This is a genomic window from Pseudomonas sp. LB3P25 (genome assembly GCF_054897985.1).
This window is the reverse complement of the sequence record NZ_CM142711.1, coordinates 5028893-5053999: the sequence shown is the minus strand read 5'-3', so window position 1 is coordinate 5053999 and position 25107 is coordinate 5028893. Positions and strand designations below refer to the sequence as shown.

The following is a 25107-nucleotide window of genomic DNA, read 5'->3' as shown; positions in this document are numbered from 1 at the left end:
GTGCCCCAGCGAATGTTCAGACCGTTATCGATCTTTATCGGCACGCGCTATACCCGCGCCAAGCGCCGCAATCGCTTTGTTTCCTTCATCTCGATGACCTCGATGATCGGCCTCGCCCTGGGCGTGCTGGCGATGATTGTGGTGCTATCGGTCATGAACGGCTTCCAGCGTGAAATGAGCTCGCGCATCCTCGGCATGGTGCCTCACGCGACTATCGTCGGCGTCAATCCGATCGACGATTGGCAGCCCGTCGCCGCTGCGGCCATGAAGAATCCTGAAGTGACAGCCGCCGTGCCGTTCACCGAGATGGAAGGCATGCTGTCCTACAAGGGGACGATGCAACCGATCCAGGTCAGCGGCGTCGATCCGGCGCTGGAAGGCAAGGTGTCGATCGTTGCCCAGCACATCGTTCAGGGGCGTCTCGATGCCTTGAAGCCGGGTGAGTTTGGTGTGGTGATCGGCGAGATCACGGCACGTCGCTTCCGCTTGAACGTCGGCGACAAGATCACCCTGATCGTACCGGAAGTCAGCACTGCACCGGGCGGCATCACCCCGCGTATGCAGCGGTTGAACGTGGTCGGCGTGTTCAAGGTCGGCGCCGAACTGGATGGCTCCATGGCGCTGATCCACGTAGCCGATGCTGCGCAGATGCAGCACTGGGCGCCGAATCAGGTACAGAGCGTGCGCTTGGCGGTGAAGGATTTGTACGCTGCGCCGAAGGTTTCCAGCGATATTGCTGGCGGGCTGGGCACCGCTTACAAGGCTGATGACTGGACTCACACACAGGGCAGTCTGTTCAGTGCGATGAAGATGGAAAAAACCATGATCGGTCTGCTGTTGTTGATGATCGTCGCCGTGGCGGCGTTCAACATCATCGCAACCCTGATCATGGTGGTGAACGACAAGGGCGCCGACATCGCGATCCTGCGCACCATCGGCGCCACGCCGCGGCAGATCATGGCGATCTTCATGGTGCAGGGCACCGTGATCGGGGTTGTCGGTACGTTGATTGGTGGTGTGCTCGGCGTCATTGCGGCGCTGAACGTCAGTGAGCTGGTGGGCTGGATGGAGCGGGTCAGTGGGCAGCACATCTTCAGTTCAGACGTGTACTTCGTCAGTAACTTGCCGTCCGAACTGCAGGGGGCGGATGTGCTGTTGATCTGCTCCGCCGGGTTCATTCTGAGCTTCCTCGCCACCGTTTACCCGGCATGGCGTGCGGCGAAGATCGAGCCGGCTACTGCGTTGAGGTATTCGTAAGCCGTTACACCGCCTTCGCGAGCAGGCTCGCTCCCACAAGTGACCGAGTTGAATCACACATTTGTGAACGACTCAGATCTGATGTGGGAGCGAGCCTGCTCGCGAAGGGGCCAGACCTGCTGGCCTCAATCTCCCTTCGGCAACTCAATCACAAACCGCGTCCACCCGTTATCCGATTCGCAACGAATCTGCCCGCCATGGGCGCGGATGATCGATTGAGTGATCGCCATTCCCAGCCCCGCATGTTCACTACTGCCTTCCTGGCGTGCCGGGTCAGCCCGGTAGAAGCGATCAAATAAACGTGGCAGCAACGCCCCGTCAATTCCGTCGCCGCTGTTCTCGACCGTCAGGCTCAACCCCTTGGGCTGATCAACAATCCGCACCCGAACTTCGCCTTCGACCGGCGTAAACCGCAACGCATTGTCCAGCAAATTGGAAAGCGCCCGTCGCAACATGCTGCGATCGCCCTCCATGTGCGCACTGCCTTCACGACTCAACCTGACCTGAGCGTCCTCCGCCAACGGTGCAAAAAACTCCAGCAGCAGATCTGCTTCTTCCGCCAGCTCCAGCGGTTCGCGCTTGGGCATCAACAACCCGTGGTCAGCCTTGGCCAGGTACAACATGTCGTTGACCAGTTGCGCCATCCATTGCAGTTCTTCGAGATTGCTGTGCAGTGCTTCGCGGTAATCCTCGATGGGGCGTGGGCGGGTGAGGGTGACCTGGGTGTGGGTCAGCAAGTTCGACAACGGTGTGCGCAATTCATGGGCGATGTCGGCGGAGAAGGCCGAGAGCCGCTGAAAAGAGTCGTCGAGGCGTCCGAGCATGGCGTTGAAGTTGTGGGCCATTTCCGCGAGTTCTGGCGGCATGTTTTCTTCGGGCAGGCGTGCATTGAGCGATTGCGCTGAAACGCCGCTGGCAACCGCACTCATGCGCCGCAACGGACGCAACCCACTGCGCGCGACCCAGGCACCGAGCAGGGCAGTAGCCAGTGCTGATAAACCGACTGTCAGCCAGATCAGGTGCTGCATGCGTTGCAGAAAGTGCTGGTGATGGGTGATGTCCAGCAGCAAGGTCAACTGCGGCGAGTCGGGTTTGTCGAGGTACAACGGAGCGTTGAGGACGCGGTAGTCGGCGCCGTCGTCGCTCACCGTGGACAAACCCGCCTGGGTAGGCAGCTCCTGGGGCAGGCGCGTTGAACTGTCATACCAGCGCTTGCCATCGCTGCCGGTGATCCGCAGCGACAGATCAGCCTGTCGGCTCAATTCATCGGCCAGTTTGATTTCGCTTTCACTCGACTGAATGTCATGAAGTGCCCGACGCAAACCAATCAACTTGCCGTCCAGCAACTGCTGATCGAGTTCAATGAAATGCGCTTCACTGGCCCGGCTGAACAACACCCCGGCAAACAGCGACACCACGGCGGTGCACGCCGCAAACAGCAGCGCCAGGCGGCTGCTTAACGAAAGTCGACGCATCAGGCGGGGCGCTCTTCAAGGACGTAACCCATGCCACGCACGGTGTGAATCAACTTGTTCGGGAATTCATCGTCGATCTTCAGGCGCAAACGACGGATCGCCACTTCGATGACGTTGGTGTCGCTGTCGAAGTTCATGTCCCAGACCTGGGAAGCGATCAACGACTTGGGTAGGACTTCGCCTTGCCTGCGCAGGAGCATTTCCAGCAGGGCGAATTCCTTGGCTGTCAGGTCGATGCGCTGACCGCTGCGTTCGACCCGGCGGCGGATCAGGTCCAGACGCAAGTCCGCCAGTTGCAGGCTGGTTTCCTGAGGTGTGGCGTTACCACGGCGCAACAGGCTGCGGACCCGGGCCAACAGTTCGGAGAAGGCGAAAGGCTTTACCAGGTAGTCGTCGGCGCCCAGTTCGAGGCCGTGGACCCTGTCCTCCACTGCGTCTCGCGCTGTCAGAAACAGTACCGGCGTGTCGAGGCCGGCACCGCGCACCGCTTGCAAAATCTGCCAGCCATCGCGACCGGGCAGCATCACATCGAGAATCAACAGGGCGTAATCGCCGGTCAGTGCCAGTTGCTGGCCGGTGCTGCCGTCCGCCACCAGTTCAGTATTGAAGCCGGCCTCGGTCAGGCCCTGGCGCAAGTAATGGCCAGTTTTCGGTTGGTCTTCGACGATCAGCAGTTTCATGGGCGACTCGGGGCAAATGGAACGAACGCTTTATACCGTGGGCAGCGTTAATACAGGTCAACCTGACAAAGTTGTAATCTGGCTGTCAGGTTGCGGGCAGTCGCAGCAGTTTAGAGTTTTCCACAGGCTGAACCTTATCTTGTTGGAGTACGACTATGTTTTTGCGCAAATCACTGGTGCGCGTCGCGTGTTTGCTGGCGCTGAGCTCGCCGGCCTGGGCTGCCCCGGCGCATACCTACGACTTCGGACAGCCTGCCCCGGCGGCAAAGGCGACTCGCAGCGTTGAAGTCGTCATGGGCGACATGTCGTTCACACCGAAAGCGATTGATATCAAGGCCGGTGAGACGGTTCGTTTTGTGTTGGTGAATAAAGGGCAGTTGTTGCACGAATTCAACCTCGGTGACGCGGCAATGCATGCCAAGCATCAGCAGGAAATGATGAAGATGCAGCAGAGCGGCATGCTCACGCCTACAGGCATGAAGGATATGGACCACGGCGCCATGGCCGGTATGGAGCATGCAATGAAACACGACGACCCCAATAGCGTGCTCGTCGAGCCGGGCAAAACCGCCGAGCTGACCTGGACCTTCACCAAGGCCACCAACCTGGAATTTGCCTGCAATATCCCCGGTCATTACCAGGCCGGCATGGTCGGCAAGTTGACTGTCAGTCAGTAAGCACTCAAAGGCGGGAGCAAAGGCTGGTAGAATCCGCTGATTATTCAGTCAGGTTTCCGCCATGCATCCCGCAGCCGAACACTCGCCGCTGGGCAAATCCAGCGAATACATCGCCACCTACACGCCGTCGTTGCTGTTCCCGATCCCGCGCACCGCGAAATGGGCCGAGCTGGGCCTGACGGCTGAAACCCTGCCATACAAGGGCGTGGATTTCTGGAATTGCTTCGAGCTGTCGTGGCTGTTGCCGTCCGGCAAGCCAGTGGTGGCGATTGGCGAGTTCACTATCCCGGCGGATTCGCCGAATATCATCGAATCGAAGTCGTTCAAGCTGTACTTGAACTCCCTGAACCAGACACCGTTTGCCGACACCGCGAGCCTCGAAGCGACGTTGGCGAAAGACCTGTCGGCCGCTGCCGGTAAATCGGTTGGCGTGCGGATTCGCAGCCTGAAGGACGTCGAGGCCGAAGGCGTCGTGGCGTTGCCGGGCGTGTGCATTGATGATCTGGACATCAGCGTCAGCAATTATGAGCATCCGCGTCCGGAACTGCTGCGTTGTGATGAATCGCGCATCGTGGAGGAGAGCGTGCACAGTCATTTGCTCAAATCCAACTGCCCGGTCACCAGTCAGCCGGACTGGGGTAGCGTGGCGGTGGAATACCGTGGCGCGGCGCTGGATCACGCGAGTTTGCTGGAATACATCGTGAGCTTCCGTCAGCACTCCGACTTCCACGAACAGTGCGTGGAGCGGATCTTCCTCGACCTGCAACGGTTGTTGAAACCGGAGAAATTGACGGTGTATGCGCGGTATGTGCGGCGCGGTGGGTTGGACATCAACCCGTATCGCAGTACCGAAGAGGTGCAGCTACCGAACCACCGGCTGGTCCGCCAATAAAGAACCACTGTGGGAGCGAGCCTGCTCGCGAAGAGGTCAGCACATTCACATCAATGGTGACTGACACCCCGCATTCGCGAGCAGGCTCGCTCCCACAAGGGATTGCATTGCAAATCCCGGATATGAAAAAGCCCCGCTATCACTAGCGGGGCTTTTTGGTATTCGGCGGGTTCAGATCCCCATATTGGCCAGCGCTTGCACGATGTTGCGCAAGGTGCCGGCCAGGGTTGGGTGTTCGATTTCGAAGCGCTCGACGGCCAGGTTCACATTGTCGGAGAGGCTGGAGTCCTGGGTTTTGGTTTCAAGCTCAAGTTCCAGTTCGATCTGTTGCATCAGCGCGTGCAGGTCTTCGCGCTCGGTTTCGGTCAGCGGTGGATTCTGTTCCAATTGCTCGCGCAGAGTATTGAGTTGTTGTTGCAGTTCGCGGGCAGGCATGGCGTTCTTCCTTTTATCGATAGGCACTGGCATAGACCGCAGCAGCACGCCAAAGGTCTATGGCTTGACCTTTAGATTAATCCACTCGCGGGCAACCTGCATGATCTCGATCAGGGCTTTTCGCCCTTGAGCCGGCGCAGGCTGATGTCGGCCAGGCAGGTGTCGAGTTCACCGAGGTGATCGATCACCGAATGCACACCCAGACCGAACAGTTGCACCGTTGCCTTGCCGCGTTTGAATTCCCGCTCCTGCTGAGTCAGCGCCTGCCATTCGTTGGGCGCCAGGCCGCAGAGTGAGCCGCAGGACGCCAGCCCGATTGTCCACAATCCGGCATTGAGCCCCGCTTGCAGCAATCGCGGTTCGCCGCTGACCAGCACGCAACCCTCCAGTCGTTGAACATTCAACGTCATCAAGGCTTGCCAGCAGGCGTGCGGTGCCGGCCATGGATTGTTTGTTTCGAGGTGTTGCGAGGGTTTGATCCATGAAGGCAATGCAGCGGCCAGGGAATGGCTGAGGGCAGGGGGGAGTTCATCGAGCCAGGCGCAGGGAATCTGCTGATGTTGCAAGCTGCGCAAGCTATCCAATGCACCGGGCGTGGCCTCGGTATGCACGGCAGAGTGGCTGTCCTGCGTGCGGGTGCGGGCACCGAAATCCACCAGGCAACCACTGAGGCCGAACAGTACTGCGGTCAGACTGGGCGCAATGTGGGGCAAGGTTTCGGCGTGCGGCATATCAACGTCCCTGAAATAGCCTCGAGGCTAGGGTGCAACGGTGACAGTTGAGTGACACTGATGTGAATCGATCACGAATGATCCGCAGGCTGCCTTGCACGGTGCTGCCTAAAGCGGCTTTTCCGTCTTATACTAGCCCGCTTAACGCTTGGGCCAAGCGCCCGCGCCAGTACAATCCAAGGAGTTTTTCTATGCGCTGGAGCAATCATCTAGCTCAGTTTTGTGTGTTTACCAGCGTATTGCTGGTTCCGTTCGTTGCCCAGGCAGCCTCGGAAGACGACCCTTGGGAAAGCATCAACCGCCCGATCTACAAGTTCAACGATGTGCTCGACACCTATGCGCTGAAGCCTTTGGCCCAGGGCTATCAGTTCGTGACGCCGCAGTTCCTTGAAGACGGCATCCACAACATGTTCCGCAACGTCGGCGATGTCACCAACCTTGCCAACGATATCTTGCAGGCCAAACCGGCCGCTGCTGGCGTCGACACCGCACGTTTGATCTTCAACACCACTTTCGGCCTGCTGGGCTTCTTCGATGTGGGCACCAAGATGGGCCTGCAACGCAATGACGAAGACTTCGGTCAGACCCTCGGCTACTGGGGTGTAGGCAGCGGTCCTTACGTGATGTTGCCGTTGTTGGGGCCAAGCACGCTGCGTGACGCGCCTTCCAAGTATGTCGACGGCTACACCGGCCCGTACCCGTACATCAACGACGTGCCCGTGCGTAACTCGATCTTCGGCCTGAACATCATCGACACCCGCGCCAATCTGCTGTCGAGCGAGAAGCTGATCACCGGCGACAAGTACATCTTCATCCGCAATGCGTACTTGCAGAACCGCGAATTCAAAGTCAAAGACGGCCAGGTCGAAGATGATTTTTGATCTCGACCAGTAAAACGATGAAGGCGGCCGGTTGGCCGCCTTCTTTCGTTTGGCTTCCGGGGCCGGTTTGACTCATGGGTTTTAACCTTCCATTACGTTACGGTTTTGCCTGTTCTTATAACTCCCGGTGATTTGAAATGGAAAGACGTCAAGCGACCATCGGCGTGAGCTTGAAACGCCCCGCGGATGGGAGTACCGTCTGCGCCTTAGAAGGGCACCTCTGGTGTACCTGTGTGTAGGGCAAACGCTCGAAAACAGTGCAGTAGAGAGGCTAGAAAGCGAATCCAGTAGTGAGAGCCGGGACAAAGCCCCTGCCTGCTACGCCAACCTAATTCTGGCGCCGTTTGCCCACATGCCAAAAACCAGTGCCACGCTGCTGATAATCGATGATGACGAAGTAGTGCGCGCGAGCCTCGCCGCCTATTTGGAAGACAGTGGTTTCAGCGTCTTGCAGGCCAGCAATGGCCAGCAAGGTCTTCAGGTATTCGAGCAAGACAAGCCCGACTTGGTCATCTGCGATCTGCGCATGCCGCAGATGGGCGGACTCGAACTCATTCGCCAGGTCACCGAGCTGTCGCCACAAACCCCGGTGATTGTGGTTTCGGGCGCCGGCGTGATGAACGACGCGGTCGAGGCCCTGCGCCTGGGCGCGGCGGACTACCTGATCAAGCCTCTCGAAGATCTGGCTGTGCTCGAGCACTCTGTGCGCCGGGCCCTGGATCGTGCGCGCCTGCTGCTGGAAAACCAGCGCTACCGCGAGAAGCTGGAAAAGGCCAACCGCGAGCTCGCCGCCAGCCTGAACCTGCTCCAGGAAGACCAGAACGCCGGTCGCCAGGTGCAGATGAACATGCTGCCGGTCAGCCCCTGGACCATCGACGAGTTCCAGTTTGCTCACCAGATCATCCCGTCGCTGTACCTGTCGGGTGATTTCGTTGACTACTTTCGGGTCGATGAGCGTCGGGTAGCCTTCTACCTGGCGGACGTTTCCGGTCATGGCGCCTCTTCAGCCTTCGTTACCGTGTTGCTGAAGTTCATGACCACGCGCTTGCTGTTCGAATCCAAGCGCAGCGGTACATTGCCGGAATTCAAGCCTTCAGAGGTCCTTGGTCATATCAACCGAGGCCTGATCAGTTGTAAGCTGGGTAAACACGTCACAATGGTCGGTGGAGTCATCGACGAGGAGACAGGTTTGTTGACCTATAGCATCGGTGGTCATTTGCCGTTGCCTGTGTTGTACACGCCAGACAGTGTTCGTTATCTGGAAGGGCGTGGTCTGCCGGTGGGCCTCTTCAATGAAGCCACCTACGAAGATCACGTACTGGAGCTGCCGCCGACGTTCAGCCTGACGCTGATGTCCGATGGCATTCTGGACCTTTTGCCAGAACCTACACTCAAAGAGAAAGAAGCGGCTTTGCCCCAACGGGTCAAGGCAGCGGGCGGCAGCCTGGATGGTCTGCGGCAGGTTTTTGGATTGGCCACGCTAGGGGAGATGCCGGATGATATCGCCTTGTTGGTGTTGAGCAGGAATCTTTAATGAGTACCGGTAGAATCCAGTTCGCCGAGCAGGATGGCACCTTCGTCCTGAAGTTCGTCGGTGAAGTTCGCCTGACCCTGTGTTCGGCGTTGGATGCGACTATTGAGCGGATCTTCACGGCGTTGAACTTCAATGCGATCGTGATCGACCTGACCGAAACCCGCAGCATCGACAGCACCACCCTTGGCCTTTTGGCCAAGCTGTCAATACTGTCGCGGCAAAAGGTCGGCTTGCTGCCGACCGTCGTCACCACCCACGAAGACATCACCCGTTTGCTGCAGTCCATGGGCTTCGAGCAAGTGTTCAACATCGTTGACCGCCCGATCCCGTGCCCTGAGTGCCTGACCGACCTGCCAGACCAGGATCAGTCCGAAGAAGTGGTGCGGATCAAAGTGCTCGAAGCGCACAAGATCCTCATGGGCCTCAACGATTCCAATCGTGAAGCGTTTCATGATCTGGTGAACGCCCTCGAGCGTCATTGATCTTCTAATGAGTGTGGATCGGTCTGGCCCCATCGCGGGCAAGCCCGGCTCCCACACTGATTCAACACAAATCCCTCGTAGGAGCTGAGCTTGCTCGCGATGGCGTCCTAACGGCCGCCAAATCACCCAGTGCGAAGCCAACTCAGTCCCCGCCACCCACGCATAAAAAAGGGCGAACCCATTAAGGTTCGCCCTTTTTGCATTGCCTTGAACTAGATCAGAGCTTGGCTTGCAGCAACGCCTCAAGCTTTTCCTGGTCGCGAGCGAACTGACGAATACCTTCAGCCAGTTTCTCGGTCGCCATCGCGTCCTCGTTGGACAACCAACGGAACTGCGCTTCATTCAGGCTCAAACGAGCTTCACCGGCATGACCCGGCGCCAATTTTCGCTCCAGCTTTCCAGTATCCGCCGCCAGCTTATCGATCAGATCCGGGCTGATGGTCAGGCGGTCACAACCCGCCAGTTGCTCGATCTGATTCAGATTGCGGAAGCTCGCGCCCATGACCACAGTCTTGTAGTCATTGGCTTTGTAGTAGTTGTAGATGCGCGTCACCGACTGCACGCCCGGATCATCCGCGCCGGTGTAGTCGTTGCCGTTGGCTTTCTTGTACCAGTCGTAGATGCGGCCCACGAACGGCGAAATCAGGAATACGCCTGCGTCAGCACAAGCCGCAGCTTGAGCGAAGGAGAACAGCAGTGTCAGGTTGCACTGAATGCCTTCTTTTTCCAGAATTTCGGCAGCGCGGATGCCTTCCCAGGTGGAAGCGATCTTGATCAGCACGCGGTCGCGGCCAATGCCGGCCTTGTCGTACAGCTCGATCAGACGGTGCGCACGCTTCAATACGGCGTCAGTGTCGAACGACAGGCGCGCATCCACTTCGGTGGAAATACGGCCAGGGATCACTTTCAGAATTTCTTGCCCTACCGCAACGCCAAAACGGTCACTGGCCAGGCCCACATCGCCTTTGCAGTCGCTGACGCATGCGTTCAGCAACTCGGCATAACCGGGAATGGCCGCCGCTTTGAGCAGCAGGGAAGGGTTGGTGGTAGCGTCCACGGGTTTAACGCGAGCGATAGCTTCGAAGTCGCCGGTGTCGGCAACCACGGTGGTCATTTGTTTGAGTTGTTCCAGCTTGGAAGTCATGGGCGTGCTCTGTCCTATGGGTCTAATGACATTACCCGAGCGCTGTCAGCCACTCAAGGGTGTGTGTACGTATCGAGGGCCTCAGCGGCAACAACCGGAAAACAGCTGTTTGAAAGGCGGGGCGCGGTATCGATAAATACGATGCCAAATCAGACCACAGGTTCAACCCAAGCGACCGTTAACGCCCCTCAAGCAACTCCGCCGCCTGATCCAGCAACACCAAAGGCTCTTTAGCCTTGTGAATATCCACCGACAACAACTGCCGAAACTTCCGCGCCCCCGGAAACCCGGTACCCAGCCCCAGCACATGCCGAGTGATGTGGTGCATCGAGCCGCCCGCATCAATATGCGCCGCTATATAAGGCCGCAACTGCGCCAGCGCCTCCGCGCGGCTGATCACCGGCGCCGTGCTGCCGAACAGTTGCTGATCCACCTCAGCCATCACATAAGGGTTGTGATAGGCCTCACGACCCAACATCACGCCGTCGAACGTCTGCAAATGCTCATGACAGGCTTCAAGCGTCTTGATCCCGCCGTTGAGAATAATCTCCAGCTCCGGAAAATCCGTCTTCAACTGCGCCGCCACGTCATAGCGCAGGGGCGGAATGTCGCGGTTCTCCTTCGGCGACAACCCCTCCAGAATCGCAATCCGCGCATGCACCGTAAAACTCGTGCACCCGGCATCCCGAACCGTGCCGACGAAATCACACAACTCCTCGTAACTGTCCCGCCCATTAATCCCGATCCGATGCTTCACCGTCACCGGAATCGACACCGCATCACGCATCGCCTTCACACAATCAGCCACCAACTGCGGATGCCCCATCAGGCACGCACCGATCATATTGTTCTGCACCCGATCACTCGGGCAGCCGACATTCAGATTCACCTCGTCGTAACCGTGCTCCTGCGCCATGCGCGCGCACATCGCCAGGTCCAGCGGGACACTGCCGCCGAGTTGCAGGGCGAGTGGGTGTTCGGCCTCGTTGTGACGCAGGAAGCGGTCGTGATCGCCGTTGAGCAGCGCGCCGGTGGTGACCATTTCTGTGTAGAGGAGCGCGTGCTTGGAGAGTAGGCGCAGGAAAAAACGGCAGTGGCGATCTGTCCAATCCATCATCGGGGCCACGCTGAAGCGGCGGGAGGGCTCAGTACGGGTAGGGCTAGTGATTACGGGCGATTCAGGTTTTTCGAAATTCATTGGTACTGGTCTTTTATACAGCGGTTTTTACCCATTTTTCCTTGTTTTTCGAAGTCGGTTGCTACAATGTAGCAAGCTGACTCGGCAATGTAGCAACTGGAAATGGGCACGATCACATCACGTAAGCGCAAGGACAACTCGACGGCCTACACGGCTCAGATACGGATCAATCGGGACGGGAAGACAGTTTATCAGGAAAGCCAAACCTTCGACCGCAAGCAGGTCGCCCAAGCCTGGATCAAGCGTCGCGAGACGGAGCTGGCCGAACCGGGTGCCATCGAGCGCGCAAACCGCAAAGGGGTGACGATCAAGAAGATGATCGAGCAGTACCTGGAGGAGTACGAGAAGATCCGGCCGCTGGGTAAGACCAAGAGCGCCACGCTGAATGCGATCAAGGAGACCTGGTTGGGTGAGCTCGATGACGCGGCACTGAGTAGTCAGAAGCTGGTGGAGTTCGCGCAATGGCGGATGAGCAAGGAGGGCGGTGGCGTCCAGGCGCAGACGGTGGGCAACGATCTTTCGCACCTGGGCGCGGTGCTGTCCGTGGCGCGGCCGGCCTGGGGTTATGAAGTCGACCCGCTGGCCATGTCCGACGCACGCAGGGTGTTGCGCAAACTGGGCATGGTCAGTAAGAGCAAAGAGCGCAACCGTCGGCCAACGCTGGATGAGTTGGACAAGCTGATGAAGCACTTTTTCGAGATGCAGGCGCGTCGAAAGAGCCAGATCAACATGCCAAAGATGATCGCCTTCGCGGTCTTCTCGACGCGTCGGCAGGAGGAGATCACGCGGATTCGCTGGGATGATCTTGATTGCGCACGGCAGGCCGTCCTGGTGCGGGACATGAAAAACCCCGGGCAGAAGATCGGCAACAACGTGTGGTGCCATCTGCCGGATGAGGCCTGGGCAATTCTGCAGTCCATGCCCAAAACGGAGAAGGAAATCTTTCCCTACAACGCCAGGTCGGTGTCGGCGTCCTTTACGCGTGCCTGCCCGATGCTGGGGATTGAAGACCTGCATTTTCATGACCTGCGGCATGAAGGGGTGAGTCGGCTGTTCGAGATGGATTGGGATATTCCGAGGGTGTCGAGCGTGTCGGGGCACAGAGATTGGAACTCGCTCCGGAGGTACACGCATTTGCGCGGCCGGGGAGATATTTACAAAGGTTGGGTGTGGCTTAAAGCAACAATTCAATCATGATTTTAGGTGCATGGGTCTCAATATAGTGGATTGAGCGCCTCTGTTGAATGTGGTATAAGGCTGTAATTTTTGAGCAGGTTTTTTTAATGGAAGCTTCAGTCGCTAATATGGCTATAGTAAAAAATAAGACTGAAGGCAACGGCCTCTCATCTGATTCACATAAAGTTGTTAGTTTATTTTGCGGTGCGGGTGGGCTTGATCTCGGGTTTACCAATGCTGGTTTTGAAGTTTGCTACGCCGCAGATTATGACGCCGCGGCAATAAAAACATACAACAGAAATCATCCAGGGGATTTAGGGCGCGTTGTTGATCTCTTGGACACAACTGTAGAGCAGTTGTGTGATTCTATCGTTGAGACGTGTGGTGAAAATCCAGAAATTGCTGGAATCATTGGCGGACCTCCTTGCCAGGGGTTTTCTCGCGGCAACACAGGGCGTCACGCAGAAGATCCACGAAATCAATTAGCGCTCAAGTATGCAGCTATCGTGAATTCTTTTTATCATAAATTTGGTTTGAAGTTTTTCGTGTTTGAGAACGTACCAGAAATCCGGGCTCAGAAGAATAAAAGTTTCCTAGAAGGGTTGCGAAAAGAACTTTCGCAAAACTTTAATATTTATGAGCGAGAGCTGAACGCCAGCAATTATCAGGTTGCCCAAGCCCGTCGACGTTTGTTTATAGTTGGTGTGTGTAAGAGCTCTGGTGTCGGTGAGTTTGTATTTCCAGCGCCGTCGCCTTTGAAAGAGAAGGTCGTCGGTGATGTCATTAGCGATTTGCCCGATCCCGTTTATCTATCGAGCAATTTAGTCGCAGAATCGATTCCATTTCATCAAAATCATTGGACCTCCCGACCAAAATCAAAGCGCTTTGAAACGGGAGTGATGCCTGTCGGTGGCCGTTCATTTATTCAATTGGATTGGATGAAGCCGAGTAGGACGGTAGCATATGGAAATCGTGAAATACATGTTCATCCGAATGGTAAGCGACGTTTGAGTATCTACGAAGCTTTGCAGTTACAAGGATTTCCTTTTAAATATGTACTTGAAGGGAATATGAGTCAGCAGGTCAAGCAAGTTTCGAATGCTGTGCCGCCTCCGGTCGCGGAGAGGATAGCAGAATCGATAATGGCACAAGTTATATAAGGTGAGCTGGTTATGGATGACATTAGCAGTGAAGTTGGACTCTCTGATGAAGAAATAATATTGCGCCGTCAGTTAGCCGCGTCGAAGTTTTATGATGCTCCTGTGCAGGCGACGTTGAAAACCAACCAGCGTGTATTTGCACGAATAACGGATGGGATCTACAGGGAGCCAGCTTCGGCGCTTCGTGAATTAATAGCAAACTCCTATGACGCCGATGCTACTGAGGTGCGGGTTTTTACCGATGCGCCTCGCTTCTCGAAAATCGTTGTTAGAGATAATGGGCATGGATTGGATGAAAATACACTAGCTCATATTATTTGCAATATCGGCGGCAGTTTAAAGCGCAGCAAGGATGGCAAATATCATGACGTAACTAGTGAACTGGATAGAAATCTCAGTCCCATGAAGCGCCGATTGATCGGGAAGCTTGGTATTGGGCTTTTTTCGGTTTCACAGATTACTCATCATATTGTTATCGTCTCGAAGGTTAAAGGGGATAATAAGCGTCTGGTCTGCGATATTTTGTTACGCCCGCAGGCCGATATTGTAGCTGAGACGGATGAAGATAATTATGTTACAGGGAAGGCAGAGATAACATATGTCCCTGCTGAAGATCTGGACTCGTCGGGTACAGAAATTACACTATTGAATGTTCGGCCATTTGTACAAGAAAGCTTGCAGTCGAAGCTATTGTGGAATGCAATTCAGTTTGAGCGGGAAGCTGTAGGTGGGGATGTTGAAGAGGTTGAGTTTGATTTAGAGGACGAGCTTAAGGATCTCCCTAGAGAGCCAGATTTTCATATTGGTGAGATTGATCCAAACAATCCAGACGTCTTGATCACTACGTCAAAGTTGCCGTGGCTCCCTTCAGATGAACCTGTAGATAAATTTCGAAAATTAGTTACGCAGGTGAGCTCGCTTGTCGCGGACTCGAAGCGTGGAAATGTTAAGTTATTAAACTCCCTTGATTCATATCTAAGAATGATATGGTCAATCAGTTTGTCAGTGCCTATTCAGTATATCGAAAAACACCCCTATGAAGTATCTGCCTCCGATAATGTGGAGATTTACTTGATAAGCAATGGGGGTAGAGGTAGTGCCGCGGAGAAAGTCGAACTTCAAGGTGAAGAGACGCTAGAGTCTAAGCTCGGATTAATGGCTAGGCATGAAGAAAGTAAACTTCCGTTCTCGGTTACTATTGATGGGGTTGAACTGCGCCGGCCAATATCCATCGCAGGCGAAGCTGATAGGGCCAGAGGGCAATTAATGTTCGTTGGTAGAGCTAGCCCTTCGTTAAGTAGCGTGCCTGAAACATATCGAGGTGGTGAGCTTGAGTTTGAATATTATATGCTCTGGAACAGTAAGGTGGTTCCTCTTGAGCATAATGGCTGCTTGATTCGAATCAATGGTGCTAATGGTACATTGTTTGATTCCGCTTTTTTGGATTACCAGATTTCAGAGCAAACTCGATTGAGGCAATTGTCTGGTGAGGTGTTTGCAATCAAAGGACTGGACTCGGCACTAAATATCGATAGGGAATCGTTTAATATTGCACATCCGCACTTTCAATATCTGAAACGGTGGATGCATAACGCTCTGCGCCAATTTATGAGCAAGCACAAGGCGCTGAGCAAAGATACTGCTACTTTGCAAAACAAGTTAAAGATAGAGCAAGTTAAATCAAATATTAACTCAGTGGTGGTTGATTTTACTGAAAACCGATCCGTGCGCTTCTATTCTGCTTTGAAAGGCGATCAGCCTTCGCTCTTGGATGAACCTGGAACGATCTCTATTAATAGAGAGACGGTTCTTTCGAGCACTCGAGGTGCTACCTCCACTGAAAAGGCACGCTTGGGGCTACATGAAAATAAACTTGTAGCAGTTGCTGAGATCCTAGAGTCTTACGGGCTTTTATCTAGTTTGAGTCCTGTCGAGGTCGAGCGTCTCATAGGTGCTATTGGTAAAATTTTCCTTATGGATATCAAGAAATGATGAGCATGGATAGCGGAGACGATTTGGATGTAGGTCTTGGTTATGATGATGTTGCCCATGGCTCGGTTTCCCTCAAGACAAAATTTTGGCCCTGGCATAAACCTAGAAAGCAATATATTCGAAATAAACAATGGAATACTGCCGCAGCAAATTTGATTGATCACCTTCGGTTGAAGGAGAAGGGTAGGTCGCTTCAATACTTAAGTCTTCCTGGGTCAGATTTACTCGATGTGCGTTCGCTTTATACTGTTTGTGCTGCTAAAGAAGTTCGGCTGAAATTTATTGGTTTGAATGAGATTACCGCGGGTGATAAAGAAGCTACCATGGATCAATTGATTTCCATCAATGAGCTTCATGGATTGCAATACATAGATCCGTCGTCTGACGTTTATGAAGATCAATTGGAACGTTTGTGTGTAGATAAATCAATTGCACAGGAACATATCATTAAGCGAGCTTCTAGTTATGATGTTATAAACATCGATTTGTGTCGTAGTATGCTTGAGTCGCCACCGCAGGAAAAGCAAAGCAATTACTATGATGCCCTTTTTAAGCTGCTAAGGCACCAAGCAGATAATCGAACTGAAGATTGGCTATTTTTTGTCACCACCCGAACAAATCAAGATATGGTTCATGAGGGGGCATTTAGAAAATTTGTTGAGGCTTTAGAACAGATTTTTGATTTGGATGAGGCTGTTTATAATAAATGTAACGAGCTTGAGATATTTGGAAAGGAAGTGCTCGTTGAACGACGTATAGACGTCAATAAAGTTGACGCCCCTTCTTATAATAATCTGGTGAGCGCTGGAATCGGTAAGTGGGTCTTGAGCGCATTAGCGGGGCGGCCACCTGCCCATAAGTCAAAAATGCTACAGCTTTTCGGCTACAACGTGGTTCAGCGGGAAGGTGATGCTTGCGATATGATGTCTTTTGGTTTCTGGTGCAAACATATTCCCAATAAAGCCGTAGACGCGTTTGGATTGGCTGGGGCCGGGGCAAATCTAAATGCAGAGGATGTCGCTGCTGCTGTTAGCCGAGCCAGATTAACCATTGTCGAATCCGTTTCGAAGTTAATAAATGTTGACGTGCATATGGCTGATGACGATGTTTTCGAAGAAATGCTTCATTCATCTACGAGTTTAATGAAGTCGGCTAGATATGACATTGCATCTTACGTTGATTGGGCTCGAGATGATCATGGTAAAGTGAAAAGCTGGTTAGCTAGTCGCGGGATTGCTTGATTGGTTTTCATGGGGGAGAGATGCTCTCCCCCATGTCGTCAACTTGGTACAATCGTTTTTCTACCCATTAATTTTTCGTGTTCTGCAGACGCTTTCGCTCGTTGTTTATCTATGTAATCAGCTAAATCTGCTAAATGAACTCCGAGAGCTGCCTTTTGGCTGACGGCACCTAATCTTACAATGGGAAGATCGATCTCCCCTGAAAGGCATTTGCTTTTTAGCTTCTCAACGGTCAACCCCATGTAGTCACCACAAACTTGGCTGAGGGGAATGATCGCTCTGCCGTTGTATTGCGCCATGAGTAAAAATAGCGTGTTCATGCCACCTCCTGGCTTTCATTCATCGATATCTTTACCCAGCGTTTTGACTCGCAGAGCTGCGCATACCCCACAACAGGCTGCGCGGGCGGGCTATTCTGAGCGATTAGCGTTGCATCAGGTGTGGTTGCCTCGCGCAGCTTTTCGTGGGGTATAAGTGCCTCGGCAGTGGCGCTGAGAAAGGCAATAATGCCTGCTGCTGTGCAGCAGAGACTGTTTGTTTCTAGCGTGTCGACACCGTTGGCAGTGCGGAGCAAAGCGGTCGATGTTCGGGTGGTATGCAGGTCCATCTTCATGCCGCGTTCCTCCGGTGTTCGATAGCGAGTTGGTCTATCAGGCGCTGGTGAAACGTGAGCCGTGCTTCGGTGGCGGACCATGGACGGATTGTTTCGGCCGTAGGTTCGATGCCGAACAGGCAATCCCAAATGGTCGGATCGAGGGGGTAGGCGCAACATTGGGATAAGGTGATTCATGCTGCGTGCTCCTGGGCTTCTGGCTCCAGGAGACCTGCCATGGCCAGTGCCTGGTCGCGTAGTGCAAGGGTGTCGCGTTCGAGTTTCTTACCTGTACGGAATGCGCTGAATGTCTCGGCCGCGATTCTCAGTTTTTCCGCAATTTCCAGCAGTATTAGGCGTGCTGGTTCTCCCAGTTTCGAGGCGGCTACTGCACGCTCGTAGTGGGAGTAAAGTTGCTTGTGCTGAACGCGTGCCTGGTCCAGCGAGAGCTCCAGGTTTTGGATCGCCTCCGAGTGATCAGACTGCTGAATGTCTTTGCCTTCGTCGATTCCGTCGAGGCGGCCATCGATAAGGCCGCCGCGATAACCAGCCCAATAAGTAAGGCCGAAAAGTATGATCAGAACGATCAGTGCGCAGATTTGAATTGCGGTCATGTGGTGTGCTCCTAGTATTTTCGCTTGGCTGGTGGTGGCAGCCGTTAGGTGGTTGTTATTCGTCGTCTGGATCGGGTGGGTCCGCCAGTCCGCACATCAGCTTGGCCTGGTACTGCATGTGGCCTTCATCGCGCAATGCGTCGTAACGCCGGTAATCGACTGCAAAAAAGCAGCACTCACCGCAAAGGCGGTCGGGTGTTTCCTCGGCCGATAGGGACGTTCGGCAATGCCTGCATTTGTTGAGAAGTGACATGTCACGCCTCCGTTTTATCGGTTGACGGTCGCGGCATGTCTTCGTCTGCCTTGTAGGCGCTGATGTCGATCAACGCGGCAACGTGCCTGATATGGGCATACCTCAATGCCTTAACGCTTTCGTCGATAGTGGTCACCGGGAGTTGAATCCGCCCGCTGTTGATCGCCTCCGTGAAGGTCTTTTCGTTGAGGTTCTTGAAGTAGTGCACGCGCAGCTTTTCGAGAGGGATGAGCACGTCGCCGAAGAGGTGGTGCAGCATCTCGACGGTGGAGCTATCTGGTGCAGGAAGTAGTCGTAGTGGTGTTTGGTTGGCGTTATTCATGGGGTTGCTCGGCCTCCTTGCTTTTAAGTCGTGATGGATGATTCCAGGCGTTCAGGCAGTGACGTTTGGTTAACTCCCGCAGATGCTCAGGCACTTCAAGGAGCGCAGCATTGCGCTCCTCGCGTGTGTGCATGGCGACGATCTGGCGGGCGTACTCCCTAGGCCACGTCACGGATGTCTACCGGGATTTCTGGTAGGTTTAGTCCCAGTTGCTCGGCGAGCCAACGAATGCCGGCTTGCTTCACCCGGGTTGACTGGCTGTATTGCATGCCGAGCTTCTCGTGATACCAGTTACCGTTTTTGACTCCCAGATACTCACGATCCCGATTCGGATAAGCCGGAAGGTTTTGCAAGTTGAGCAGCGACTTTTCTCGCATGAGGCTGATCAGCTTGGGGCGGGTGATTCCCAGGTGTTTGGCGGTTTGGGCGAGAGTGCGATCCATGGATCCTCCTTAGGCTGCATGCGCGGCGGGAGTCGCCACGGCAGCCAGGTGGTTAATGGATTCGGCAACCTTTTCGTAGATCTCGGCATCGGTACCGCACACGGTGAAGCACTTAGTGCGTGGGCGTTTAACGCCGATGCTCATGATGGTGGTGATGCCAGTGCGTGTTTGGGTTCGATGGATCGCCACATGGATGGGCAGTTCAAAACCCATGTCGAGGCTCACCACGCCACCGGTACGCACCAGCTCGAACACGCGCTGTTTGTGCTCGATATCGAACCGAGCATATTGGCGGCTTGCGTGGGTAGTGTTCTGCAGATCGGCTGTGCTGGTGGCGTCGAGCGGACCGTTGATGATCTCTTCAATAAAGTCTGCCAGCTTGAGGTGCATCTTTTTTTCATTCGGCAAGGTCAGTGTGTGGCGCTCGCTGCCTGGCTCGATGACGAAGAGGGTGTTCGACGTGTTGCGTTCAACCTTTAGGCGAAACGCCAAGGATTCGCGCTTTGGGGGCGACCTGAGTACATGGTTGAAGGTGCCGCTCAGATTGACCTGGGCGTTGAGCAATTGCAGGGTGCGATTGTCGAGTTTGAACTTTTTCATGCTGCCCGGCCTCCGTCGTTCGGATCGAACGGAGCAAGCGCGGTACGGGCTTGGGGCTTTGATTTACTAGGGATGAACGTGCAGCCGCAATTACGCGCGATGCGGCGAACTTCGAGGATGCGGAAGGGTTCATCAGCAGTCGGATGGACATGCAGGGTTGCTGTGGTGTGCATGGTATTGCCTCGCTCTGTGGTGGAAGAGTGAGGCAAATATCACGTATTGTGTTTATTTTGTCAACACGAAGTGTGGTTATTCGGATTTTTCGTGCGCAAACCGTGATGATTTCAGTATCCCGCCCACTAGGTGGACCTTGGATACCTCATCTTGATCGAGGTGAAGGGGGCTATGGTCCTGGTTGACACTGTCAAATCGATACACCCCGTCTCGTAGGTAGATGAACTCTTTAATCATTGAGCGGCCATCCTGGGTCTGAACCATCACCTCGTCTCCGGTGATGAACATTTTGTTGGGCTCAATGAGAACGTATTCACCGCTTTTGATTCGTGGATGCATGCTGTCGCCGATGACTCTGAGGCCGTAAGCGTTAGGGTCATCGCTATAGATGTGGAGATAGCCATCACCGTGGCCAACCGGGAAATCTAACGCCTCAAAATATCCATCCATCCCTAGCTTTGCTGTGCCAACCACGGGCACCACTCCTTCCTTCGTAGGGCCAATTGGCCTAACAACGCTTCCTACCTTTATTGGTGCCAAGGTCGAGGTGTGTGGAGCTTGATTGGTCAGTGCCGAAAAAAGCTGTTGAGAGCCAGTGCCACTTATCAGTTCTGCGACGGACACGCCGAGCGCAGGCGCAAGCAGTGTCAGATCCGCGAGATTTGGCTCTCTGAGATCGCTCTCGTAGTTGCCTATCCTGGACTGTGATGACCAGCCGCACTCTTCAGCCAATTGTTTCTGGCTGAAGCGTTTTTGTTTTCTGAGCCGCTTGATGCGGGAGCCTAAAGTTTCCATTCGGAATTTTTATCACGTAATGAAATGTTTTTTTCTCACTTATCGTGTTGAAATAATCACGCATCGTGTTTAGAGTGTGCGACGTCAAAAGGAGTCAGATTCATGAACCGAATTGCCTGCCTCAGAAAGGAGGCGCAGATAAAACAAAGGGATCTTGGTGAGCTGCTTGGTTGGACCCAGACAAGGCTAAGTAACTACGAGTCTGGTCACAGAATGCCAGGCCTCAGTGAGTGCAGGGCAATCACCTCAGCGCTGAATCAGTTGGGGGCCGCTTGCTCACTTGACGATGTTTTCCCTCCAGAGCAGGAAACATCAAAAGCAGCTTAGAAAAAAGGCGACCCAAGGGTCGCCAGATTCCTCCCGGCACGCACCACCACAGCGCTGTCGGGTCGCGATAAAGATAGGCGGGCACACCACATGCGAACCGTCGACCTTTACCGCGCTTTCCAAGGCACGGAGGCCTTGGTGTTGCTGCCTTTTCCACCACAGATGGGGCAGCTGTTGCGCCAGAGGTAAACGATGGATCGTTTGCCTCGGCACGGTGCCGGTATCGATCCCGAAGATCTATCCGGCGTTTGGGCCCTTTCAAGCCACGCGGCAAATGTATCACCACTGCATGTCGCGCGGCACTGGCAACTTATAAGGATTAATGCCATGAGCCGAATCGCTCTGAGTTCTGTAGAACGGGCGCAGCGGGAAATCCTGCCGCTCGATCTAGCGCTTTACCATGCTGCTCGGGACTATCCCGGCGGCGCCGCTGCAATTGCCGCCACCACCGGCAGAAACGCCACCACGCTGCAGCACAAGCTGTCTCCCACCCACCCCAGCCACACGGTGAATATTCAGGAGTTTGGCGAGATCCTGGAGCTGACCAAGGACCGCCGCATTCTGGATGCGGTGCACGCCATGGTAGGAGACACCGCCTGGCAGGAGCTGGCTGAGGCATACACCAACGATATGCCCGAGACTTTGACCACCGGCATTGCCGCCTATTTCCGGCAAGTCGCGGACCTGGCTGATACCTGGGCCAAGAGCATTGGCGATGGCAAGGTCGATGATGGTGAGCTGGCCGAGATCCGCTTCCAAGTGTTTCGCGGTATTCAAGGGCTGCTGGGGATGTTCAACCGCGCTACCTACGTCAATCAGACGACGCGGGGTGTTGATCGTGGCTGATATTGCTGACTTTGCTAACGACTTGGTGCAGGAGCTTCTAGATCAGGCGCTGGCTGCACGGAACGCCGCCAAGCCTGCCTTGGCGGCGCATTCATTTTTGTTCTGTGAAGGCTGCGACGGACCTATTCCGGAGCCGCGTCGGTTGGCTCTGCCGGGTTGTACCCAGTGTGTGATCTGCCAGTCCATCGACGAAGCGCGGGAGGCCCGGCATGCTCGATGAGGTATTGAATCAATTCGCAGACTACGGCCTTGAGCCTGAACAGCCGCTGATCTTTGGCAAGCTCACCAGGTGCAAGACCGCTCAGGACAAGGGCAAGGAGAAAAATGGCTGGTACGTCGTCCACGAGCATCACACTGAGAAGAACGAAACGCTGATCTTCGGTAGCTTCGGTGACTGGCGTTCGGGCGAGTCTCAAAAGATCAAGGTGAAGGCCGGGCGCATGAGTCCGGAAGAGCGCGAAGTCATGCGTGCTCGGCAGGAAGACGCCAAGCGTAAGGCCGCAGAGGTATCCGCCAACGCGGCGCGGCGAGCAGCCAACCGTGCGGCTGGATTGTTCAAGCGCATGCCGGAAAAGGGCAAGAGTGCCTATCTGGATCGAAAGCAGATCGTTGGGTTCAAGGTTCGCTATGCGCCACGTACCGGCGCATTTTTGGTGCCTATGTGCAACGTGCGGGATCAGATCGTCGGCCTGCAGGTGATCTTCCCGGCAAAGCAAGAAGACATCGGTCGCGACAAAGCCTACTGGCCCTACGGCATGTCGAAAGAGGGCGCTTTCCATTTGATCGGTCCGCACCCTGAGCCGGGGGAGCCAGTACTCGTGTGCGAGGGCTACGCCACAGGCGCCAGTCTGCACATGGCGACCTCTCTGACGGTCGCAATTGCCTTCGATGCGGGCAACTTACTACCTGTCTCCAAGGCCATGCGAGAGCGTTTCCCCGGTTGCCCGCTGATCCTCTGCCGGGATGATGACTGGAAGACCAAGCGTCCGAATGGCGAGCCCTGGAACCCTGGTGAGGAAAAGGCCAACAACGCCGCGTTGATCGTCGGCGGCCAGGTGGTCGCACCAGTCTTCTCGGGCGAGCGTGAGATCAAGTGGACCGACTTCAACGACCTGCACATTGCCGAAGGATTGGAGGCTGTCCGCCGCCAAGTATTGGCGGTGGTCAAACCTCCTGCAGCTGGTGGTTGGAAGGATCAATTGGCCCGCACTGAAAACGGTTCCCTGATCGCGCACATGCAAAACGTTGAGTTGATCCTGGGCAATGACGAACGCTGGGCAGGCGTTATTGGTTACAGCGTGTTCAGCTCCAAGATCGTCAAGCTGCGGTCCGCGCCCTTTGGCGGCGGTCCCGGCGACTGGGCAGACATCGACGACATGCGAGTGATGAAATGGCTCGCGCAGCAATACAACCTGCGGGTCAAAGCGTCCCATGTGATCGAGGCGGTCAGTGTGGTTGCCCACGACCATTCTTTTCACCCGGTACGTGAGTATCTGGAGAAGCTTGAGTGGGACCGCGTCCCTCGGCTAGAAACCTGGCTGACGGACGTGCTTGGGGTCCATGCCAACGAGTACTCAGCCAAAGTAGGTAAGCGCTGGCCGATCTCGGCGGTGGCTCGGGTGATGCGCCCTGGCTGCAAGGCCGACTCGGTGATGATCCTTGAAGGCGGGCAGGGTGAAGGTAAGTCCACGGCCATGGGCGTTCTAGGTGGCGAGTGGTTCATGGACACCCCTTTTGCCCTCGGCGACAAGGACAGCTTCCAGGCGATTCGCGGCAAGTGGATCGTCGAACTGGGGGAGCTGGACAGCTTCAACAAGGCTGAAAGCACCAAGGCCAAGCAGTTCTTCTCCGCATCTACTGATACCTACCGCGAAAGCTACGGCCGCAGAACGAACGATGTGCCACGCCAGTGTGTGTTCGTGGGCACCACCAACCAAGAGGAATACCTCAAGGACGCCACTGGTAACCGGCGTTACTGGCCAGTGTTCTGCAACAAGGTCGACCTGGAAACGCTGCGTGAGATTCGCGACCAGCTGTGGGCTGAAGCGGTGTTCTGCTTCGAGGCCGGCGATATCTGGTGGGTGACGAAGGACGAGTCTTGGATGTTCGCCGAGGCACAGGACGAGCGCTTTGTTGTGGACGAGTGGGAAGGTCCGATTCTGACCTGGTTGGAGGAGTCGCAGATCGGTGAAACCGCCACCGGCAACGAGATCCTGACCCAGGCCCTCAAGTTGGACTACGGCCATTGGGGTAAGCCCGAACAGATGCGGGTCGGCGCGATCATGCACCGTCTGGGCTGGCGGAAGAAGCGCATGCCGGCGTTGGCAAAGAGCGGCATCCGGCAGTGGGCCTATCAGAAGCCTGCCACGTGGGGGCGTGTGTCTGCGTTACAGGCGCCCCTGGTAGAGGAGCCTTGCTTTGATTAAGCGTATTGATGAAATGCTTAAGCTCTGGGCGCAGGATCTGCATTCGCCGATGACTGTGACCTACGGCGGATCGACTGGCGGCAACATGATCGCCATGTTGATGGAGTGCAAGGGCGAGCTGATACGCGGAACTCGCGGCAGCCGGGTGCTGCTGGATGAGTCGGCGGATATCGAGCTGATTGTTCACAAGCACTTGCCGCCCCGGCTTGCCTTGGTTGTGTTGGAGCACTATTGCAACCAGGAAAGCTTCCTTTCGCAGAAGCTACTGCACTGTGCATGCAGCTCTCGAACCTACTACATGCGGTTGCACGAAGCCCATGAGTTCATTCAGGGCATGCTGATGGGTAAGGCTGCATGAACCCTGGCATCACTCCGCGTGCCGCTGTCCTACTGTCCGGCCTTGTCCGACTGCCATTTAGTGCAGTCGGACAGGTGCAGGCCACGTCGTTGCTGGGCTGTCCTACTGTCCAACCTCTGCCCGCCCCATGCACACGTAAGCATAGCGGGCACGTAGTCGCGCCTATGGCGCGCACGCGTGCTTTTAGTTTTCTCTCTATACACAAGAAAAGAGTAAATAAAGTAGGACAGTAGGGCAGAGCCCCGAATTTAGGCGCCTGTAGCTGTCCTACTTCGACTCTGCATAGTGGGACAGGTAGGACAGGGCAACAGAAGCGATAGCCGATTGAATGCGTTGTACCCCTGTTGTACCTGCGTCACACCCACGTTGCACCCGTATTGCTCCATGGCATTAAAACTAGCT

The 25107-nt window shown here is 55.1% G+C and carries 29 protein-coding genes; 15 read left to right on the top strand and 14 right to left on the bottom strand.

Annotation, left to right across the window (positions count from 1 at the left end):
• The first annotated feature begins 12 nt into the window (after positions 1 to 12).
• Entirely contained in the window at positions 13 to 1257 is a 1245-nt protein-coding gene (locus ACYZTW_RS23310) for a lipoprotein-releasing ABC transporter permease subunit (protein ID WP_462001988.1), read from the top strand.
• A 125-nt stretch (positions 1258 to 1382) separates the two neighbouring features.
• Here the strand turns inward: ACYZTW_RS23310 and ACYZTW_RS23305 are convergent, their stop codons facing one another.
• The gene (locus tag ACYZTW_RS23305; RefSeq protein ID WP_462001987.1) at positions 1383 to 2732 is read right to left on the bottom strand and encodes a heavy metal sensor histidine kinase; all 1350 of its coding nucleotides are present in this window, start codon (positions 2730 to 2732) and stop codon (positions 1383 to 1385) included.
• On the bottom strand, positions 2732 to 3412 hold the full coding sequence (locus ACYZTW_RS23300; RefSeq protein WP_008151374.1) for a heavy metal response regulator transcription factor: 681 nt from the start codon (positions 3410 to 3412) through the stop codon (positions 2732 to 2734). Before ACYZTW_RS23300 ends, ACYZTW_RS23305 begins: the two co-directional genes overlap by 1 nt.
• Before the next feature lie 155 nt (positions 3413 to 3567).
• Here ACYZTW_RS23300 and copI point away from each other — a divergent pair, with 155 nt between their 5' ends.
• Positions 3568 to 4089: a copper-resistant cuproprotein CopI gene (gene copI / locus ACYZTW_RS23295; protein ID WP_462001986.1), complete on the top strand. Its 522-nt coding sequence runs from the start codon at positions 3568 to 3570 to the stop codon at positions 4087 to 4089.
• A gap of 61 nt (positions 4090 to 4150) precedes the next feature.
• A complete protein-coding gene (gene queF / locus ACYZTW_RS23290; protein WP_462001985.1) occupies positions 4151 to 4981 on the top strand; it encodes an NADPH-dependent 7-cyano-7-deazaguanine reductase QueF in 831 nt (276 codons plus the stop codon).
• Between the two features lie 171 nt (positions 4982 to 5152).
• Here the strand turns inward: queF and ACYZTW_RS23285 are convergent, their stop codons facing one another.
• Complete coding sequence (locus ACYZTW_RS23285; protein WP_462001984.1) at positions 5153 to 5416, bottom strand: DUF4404 family protein; 264 nt, start codon at positions 5414 to 5416, stop codon at positions 5153 to 5155.
• Positions 5417 to 5526: 110 nt separating this feature from the next.
• Positions 5527 to 6147: an HAD family phosphatase gene (locus tag ACYZTW_RS23280; protein ID WP_462001983.1), complete on the bottom strand. Its 621-nt coding sequence runs from the start codon at positions 6145 to 6147 to the stop codon at positions 5527 to 5529.
• 191 nt (positions 6148 to 6338) lie between these two features.
• On the opposite strand from ACYZTW_RS23280, the gene ACYZTW_RS23275 reads away from it, so the two are divergent.
• From ACYZTW_RS23275 to rssC, 3 genes are all read left to right on the top strand, one after another.
• The gene (locus tag ACYZTW_RS23275; RefSeq protein ID WP_462001982.1) at positions 6339 to 7028 is read left to right on the top strand and encodes an MlaA family lipoprotein; all 690 of its coding nucleotides are present in this window, start codon (positions 6339 to 6341) and stop codon (positions 7026 to 7028) included.
• 352 nt (positions 7029 to 7380) lie between these two features.
• Positions 7381 to 8562, top strand: a complete 1182-nt coding sequence (gene rssB, locus ACYZTW_RS23270; protein ID WP_010456296.1) for a two-component system response regulator RssB — start codon at positions 7381 to 7383, stop codon at positions 8560 to 8562.
• The gene (rssC, locus tag ACYZTW_RS23265) at positions 8562 to 9044 is read left to right on the top strand and encodes an anti-sigma factor antagonist RssC (protein ID WP_007935262.1); all 483 of its coding nucleotides are present in this window, start codon (positions 8562 to 8564) and stop codon (positions 9042 to 9044) included. Before rssB ends, rssC begins: the two co-directional genes overlap by 1 nt.
• A 217-nt stretch (positions 9045 to 9261) precedes the next feature.
• On the opposite strand, the gene tal is transcribed toward rssC, so the two are convergent.
• Together tal and dusA are read right to left on the bottom strand one after the other, a co-directional pair.
• Complete coding sequence (tal, locus tag ACYZTW_RS23260) at positions 9262 to 10188, bottom strand: transaldolase (RefSeq protein ID WP_348125981.1); 927 nt, start codon at positions 10186 to 10188, stop codon at positions 9262 to 9264.
• A gap of 178 nt (positions 10189 to 10366) precedes the next feature.
• Positions 10367 to 11386, bottom strand: coding sequence for a tRNA dihydrouridine(20/20a) synthase DusA (dusA, locus tag ACYZTW_RS23255; RefSeq protein ID WP_462001981.1), 1020 nt, complete (start codon positions 11384 to 11386; stop codon positions 10367 to 10369).
• A 102-nt stretch (positions 11387 to 11488) separates the two neighbouring features.
• Between dusA and ACYZTW_RS23250 the strand changes: the two genes are divergently transcribed.
• The 4 genes from ACYZTW_RS23250 to ACYZTW_RS23235 all read left to right on the top strand — a co-directional run bounded on the left by ACYZTW_RS23250 (position 11489) and on the right by ACYZTW_RS23235 (position 16955).
• Positions 11489 to 12583: a site-specific integrase gene (locus ACYZTW_RS23250; protein ID WP_462001980.1), complete on the top strand. Its 1095-nt coding sequence runs from the start codon at positions 11489 to 11491 to the stop codon at positions 12581 to 12583.
• Between the two features lie 86 nt (positions 12584 to 12669).
• Entirely contained in the window at positions 12670 to 13722 is a 1053-nt protein-coding gene (locus tag ACYZTW_RS23245) for a DNA cytosine methyltransferase (protein ID WP_462001979.1), read from the top strand.
• 12 nt (positions 13723 to 13734) lie between these two features.
• Entirely contained in the window at positions 13735 to 15714 is a 1980-nt protein-coding gene (locus ACYZTW_RS23240) for an ATP-binding protein (RefSeq protein WP_462001978.1), read from the top strand.
• Positions 15711 to 16955: a PP_RS20740 family protein gene (locus tag ACYZTW_RS23235; RefSeq protein WP_462001977.1), complete on the top strand. Its 1245-nt coding sequence runs from the start codon at positions 15711 to 15713 to the stop codon at positions 16953 to 16955. Before ACYZTW_RS23240 ends, ACYZTW_RS23235 begins: the two co-directional genes overlap by 4 nt.
• Positions 16956 to 16993: 38 nt before the next feature.
• On the opposite strand, the gene ACYZTW_RS23230 is transcribed toward ACYZTW_RS23235, so the two are convergent.
• The 8 genes from ACYZTW_RS23230 to ACYZTW_RS23195 all read right to left on the bottom strand — a co-directional run bounded on the left by ACYZTW_RS23230 (position 16994) and on the right by ACYZTW_RS23195 (position 20748).
• Positions 16994 to 17275, bottom strand: coding sequence for a pyocin activator PrtN family protein (locus ACYZTW_RS23230; RefSeq protein ID WP_462001976.1), 282 nt, complete (start codon positions 17273 to 17275; stop codon positions 16994 to 16996).
• Complete coding sequence (locus tag ACYZTW_RS23225; RefSeq protein ID WP_462001974.1) at positions 17272 to 17568, bottom strand: hypothetical protein; 297 nt, start codon at positions 17566 to 17568, stop codon at positions 17272 to 17274. Before ACYZTW_RS23225 ends, ACYZTW_RS23230 begins: the two co-directional genes overlap by 4 nt.
• 173 nt (positions 17569 to 17741) lie before the next feature.
• Positions 17742 to 18161, bottom strand: a complete 420-nt coding sequence (locus ACYZTW_RS23220) for a hypothetical protein (protein ID WP_462001973.1) — start codon at positions 18159 to 18161, stop codon at positions 17742 to 17744.
• A gap of 55 nt (positions 18162 to 18216) precedes the next feature.
• Positions 18217 to 18414 (bottom strand): hypothetical protein, encoded by a 198-nt coding sequence (locus ACYZTW_RS23215; protein ID WP_462001972.1) that lies wholly within the window; start codon positions 18412 to 18414, stop codon positions 18217 to 18219.
• A gap of 1 nt (position 18415) precedes the next feature.
• On the bottom strand, positions 18416 to 18736 hold the full coding sequence (locus ACYZTW_RS23210; RefSeq protein WP_462001971.1) for a pyocin activator PrtN family protein: 321 nt from the start codon (positions 18734 to 18736) through the stop codon (positions 18416 to 18418).
• Between the two features lie 158 nt (positions 18737 to 18894).
• Positions 18895 to 19179: a phage antirepressor KilAC domain-containing protein gene (locus ACYZTW_RS23205; protein ID WP_462001970.1), complete on the bottom strand. Its 285-nt coding sequence runs from the start codon at positions 19177 to 19179 to the stop codon at positions 18895 to 18897.
• A 9-nt stretch (positions 19180 to 19188) separates the two neighbouring features.
• Positions 19189 to 19779, bottom strand: a complete 591-nt coding sequence (locus ACYZTW_RS23200; RefSeq protein ID WP_462001969.1) for a hypothetical protein — start codon at positions 19777 to 19779, stop codon at positions 19189 to 19191.
• Positions 19780 to 20028: 249 nt separating this feature from the next.
• On the bottom strand, positions 20029 to 20748 hold the full coding sequence (locus ACYZTW_RS23195; protein WP_462001968.1) for an XRE family transcriptional regulator: 720 nt from the start codon (positions 20746 to 20748) through the stop codon (positions 20029 to 20031).
• A 102-nt stretch (positions 20749 to 20850) separates the two neighbouring features.
• Between ACYZTW_RS23195 and ACYZTW_RS23190 the strand changes: the two genes are divergently transcribed.
• From ACYZTW_RS23190 to ACYZTW_RS23170, 5 genes are all read left to right on the top strand, one after another.
• Positions 20851 to 21075 carry a helix-turn-helix transcriptional regulator gene (locus tag ACYZTW_RS23190; RefSeq protein ID WP_086945408.1) on the top strand — a complete coding sequence of 75 codons (225 nt, stop codon included), beginning with the start codon at positions 20851 to 20853 and terminating at the stop codon, positions 21073 to 21075.
• 327 nt (positions 21076 to 21402) lie between these two features.
• Entirely contained in the window at positions 21403 to 21921 is a 519-nt protein-coding gene (locus ACYZTW_RS23185; protein WP_462005826.1) for a phage regulatory CII family protein, read from the top strand.
• Entirely contained in the window at positions 21914 to 22141 is a 228-nt protein-coding gene (locus tag ACYZTW_RS23180; RefSeq protein ID WP_462001966.1) for a TraR/DksA family transcriptional regulator, read from the top strand. The genes ACYZTW_RS23185 and ACYZTW_RS23180 overlap by 8 nt, the downstream gene beginning before the upstream one ends.
• Positions 22131 to 24347: a VapE domain-containing protein gene (locus ACYZTW_RS23175; RefSeq protein WP_462001965.1), complete on the top strand. Its 2217-nt coding sequence runs from the start codon at positions 22131 to 22133 to the stop codon at positions 24345 to 24347. The genes ACYZTW_RS23180 and ACYZTW_RS23175 overlap by 11 nt, the downstream gene beginning before the upstream one ends.
• Positions 24340 to 24705 (top strand): PA0613 family protein, encoded by a 366-nt coding sequence (locus ACYZTW_RS23170; protein WP_069971017.1) that lies wholly within the window; start codon positions 24340 to 24342, stop codon positions 24703 to 24705. Before ACYZTW_RS23175 ends, ACYZTW_RS23170 begins: the two co-directional genes overlap by 8 nt.
• Positions 24706 to 25107 lie beyond the last annotated feature (402 nt).

Bases quoted from the DNA above. Each gene is read 5' to 3' on its own strand.
- ACYZTW_RS23310 (WP_462001988.1), top strand. From the start codon at position 13: ATGTTCAGACCGTTATCGATCTTTATCGGCACGCGCTATACCCGCGCC.
- ACYZTW_RS23305 (WP_462001987.1), bottom strand. From the start codon at position 2,732: ATGCGTCGACTTTCGTTAAGCAGCCGCCTGGCGCTGCTGTTTGCGGCG.
- ACYZTW_RS23300 (WP_008151374.1), bottom strand. From the start codon at position 3,412: ATGAAACTGCTGATCGTCGAAGACCAACCGAAAACTGGCCATTACTTG.
- copI (WP_462001986.1), top strand. From the start codon at position 3,568: ATGTTTTTGCGCAAATCACTGGTGCGCGTCGCGTGTTTGCTGGCGCTG.
- queF (WP_462001985.1), top strand. From the start codon at position 4,151: ATGCATCCCGCAGCCGAACACTCGCCGCTGGGCAAATCCAGCGAATAC.
- ACYZTW_RS23285 (WP_462001984.1), bottom strand. From the start codon at position 5,416: ATGCCTGCCCGCGAACTGCAACAACAACTCAATACTCTGCGCGAGCAA.
- ACYZTW_RS23280 (WP_462001983.1), bottom strand. From the start codon at position 6,147: ATGCCGCACGCCGAAACCTTGCCCCACATTGCGCCCAGTCTGACCGCA.
- ACYZTW_RS23275 (WP_462001982.1), top strand. From the start codon at position 6,339: ATGCGCTGGAGCAATCATCTAGCTCAGTTTTGTGTGTTTACCAGCGTA.
- rssB (WP_010456296.1), top strand. From the start codon at position 7,381: ATGCCAAAAACCAGTGCCACGCTGCTGATAATCGATGATGACGAAGTA.
- rssC (WP_007935262.1), top strand. From the start codon at position 8,562: ATGAGTACCGGTAGAATCCAGTTCGCCGAGCAGGATGGCACCTTCGTC.
- tal (WP_348125981.1), bottom strand. From the start codon at position 10,188: ATGACTTCCAAGCTGGAACAACTCAAACAAATGACCACCGTGGTTGCC.
- dusA (WP_462001981.1), bottom strand. From the start codon at position 11,386: ATGAATTTCGAAAAACCTGAATCGCCCGTAATCACTAGCCCTACCCGT.
- ACYZTW_RS23250 (WP_462001980.1), top strand. From the start codon at position 11,489: ATGGGCACGATCACATCACGTAAGCGCAAGGACAACTCGACGGCCTAC.
- ACYZTW_RS23245 (WP_462001979.1), top strand. From the start codon at position 12,670: ATGGAAGCTTCAGTCGCTAATATGGCTATAGTAAAAAATAAGACTGAA.
- ACYZTW_RS23240 (WP_462001978.1), top strand. From the start codon at position 13,735: ATGGATGACATTAGCAGTGAAGTTGGACTCTCTGATGAAGAAATAATA.
- ACYZTW_RS23235 (WP_462001977.1), top strand. From the start codon at position 15,711: ATGATGAGCATGGATAGCGGAGACGATTTGGATGTAGGTCTTGGTTAT.
- ACYZTW_RS23230 (WP_462001976.1), bottom strand. From the start codon at position 17,275: ATGAACACGCTATTTTTACTCATGGCGCAATACAACGGCAGAGCGATC.
- ACYZTW_RS23225 (WP_462001974.1), bottom strand. From the start codon at position 17,568: ATGAAGATGGACCTGCATACCACCCGAACATCGACCGCTTTGCTCCGC.
- ACYZTW_RS23220 (WP_462001973.1), bottom strand. From the start codon at position 18,161: ATGACCGCAATTCAAATCTGCGCACTGATCGTTCTGATCATACTTTTC.
- ACYZTW_RS23215 (WP_462001972.1), bottom strand. From the start codon at position 18,414: ATGTCACTTCTCAACAAATGCAGGCATTGCCGAACGTCCCTATCGGCC.
- ACYZTW_RS23210 (WP_462001971.1), bottom strand. From the start codon at position 18,736: ATGAATAACGCCAACCAAACACCACTACGACTACTTCCTGCACCAGAT.
- ACYZTW_RS23205 (WP_462001970.1), bottom strand. From the start codon at position 19,179: ATGGATCGCACTCTCGCCCAAACCGCCAAACACCTGGGAATCACCCGC.
- ACYZTW_RS23200 (WP_462001969.1), bottom strand. From the start codon at position 19,779: ATGAAAAAGTTCAAACTCGACAATCGCACCCTGCAATTGCTCAACGCC.
- ACYZTW_RS23195 (WP_462001968.1), bottom strand. From the start codon at position 20,748: ATGGAAACTTTAGGCTCCCGCATCAAGCGGCTCAGAAAACAAAAACGC.
- ACYZTW_RS23190 (WP_086945408.1), top strand. From the start codon at position 20,851: ATGAACCGAATTGCCTGCCTCAGAAAGGAGGCGCAGATAAAACAAAGG.
- ACYZTW_RS23185 (WP_462005826.1), top strand. From the start codon at position 21,403: ATGAGCCGAATCGCTCTGAGTTCTGTAGAACGGGCGCAGCGGGAAATC.
- ACYZTW_RS23175 (WP_462001965.1), top strand. From the start codon at position 22,131: ATGCTCGATGAGGTATTGAATCAATTCGCAGACTACGGCCTTGAGCCT.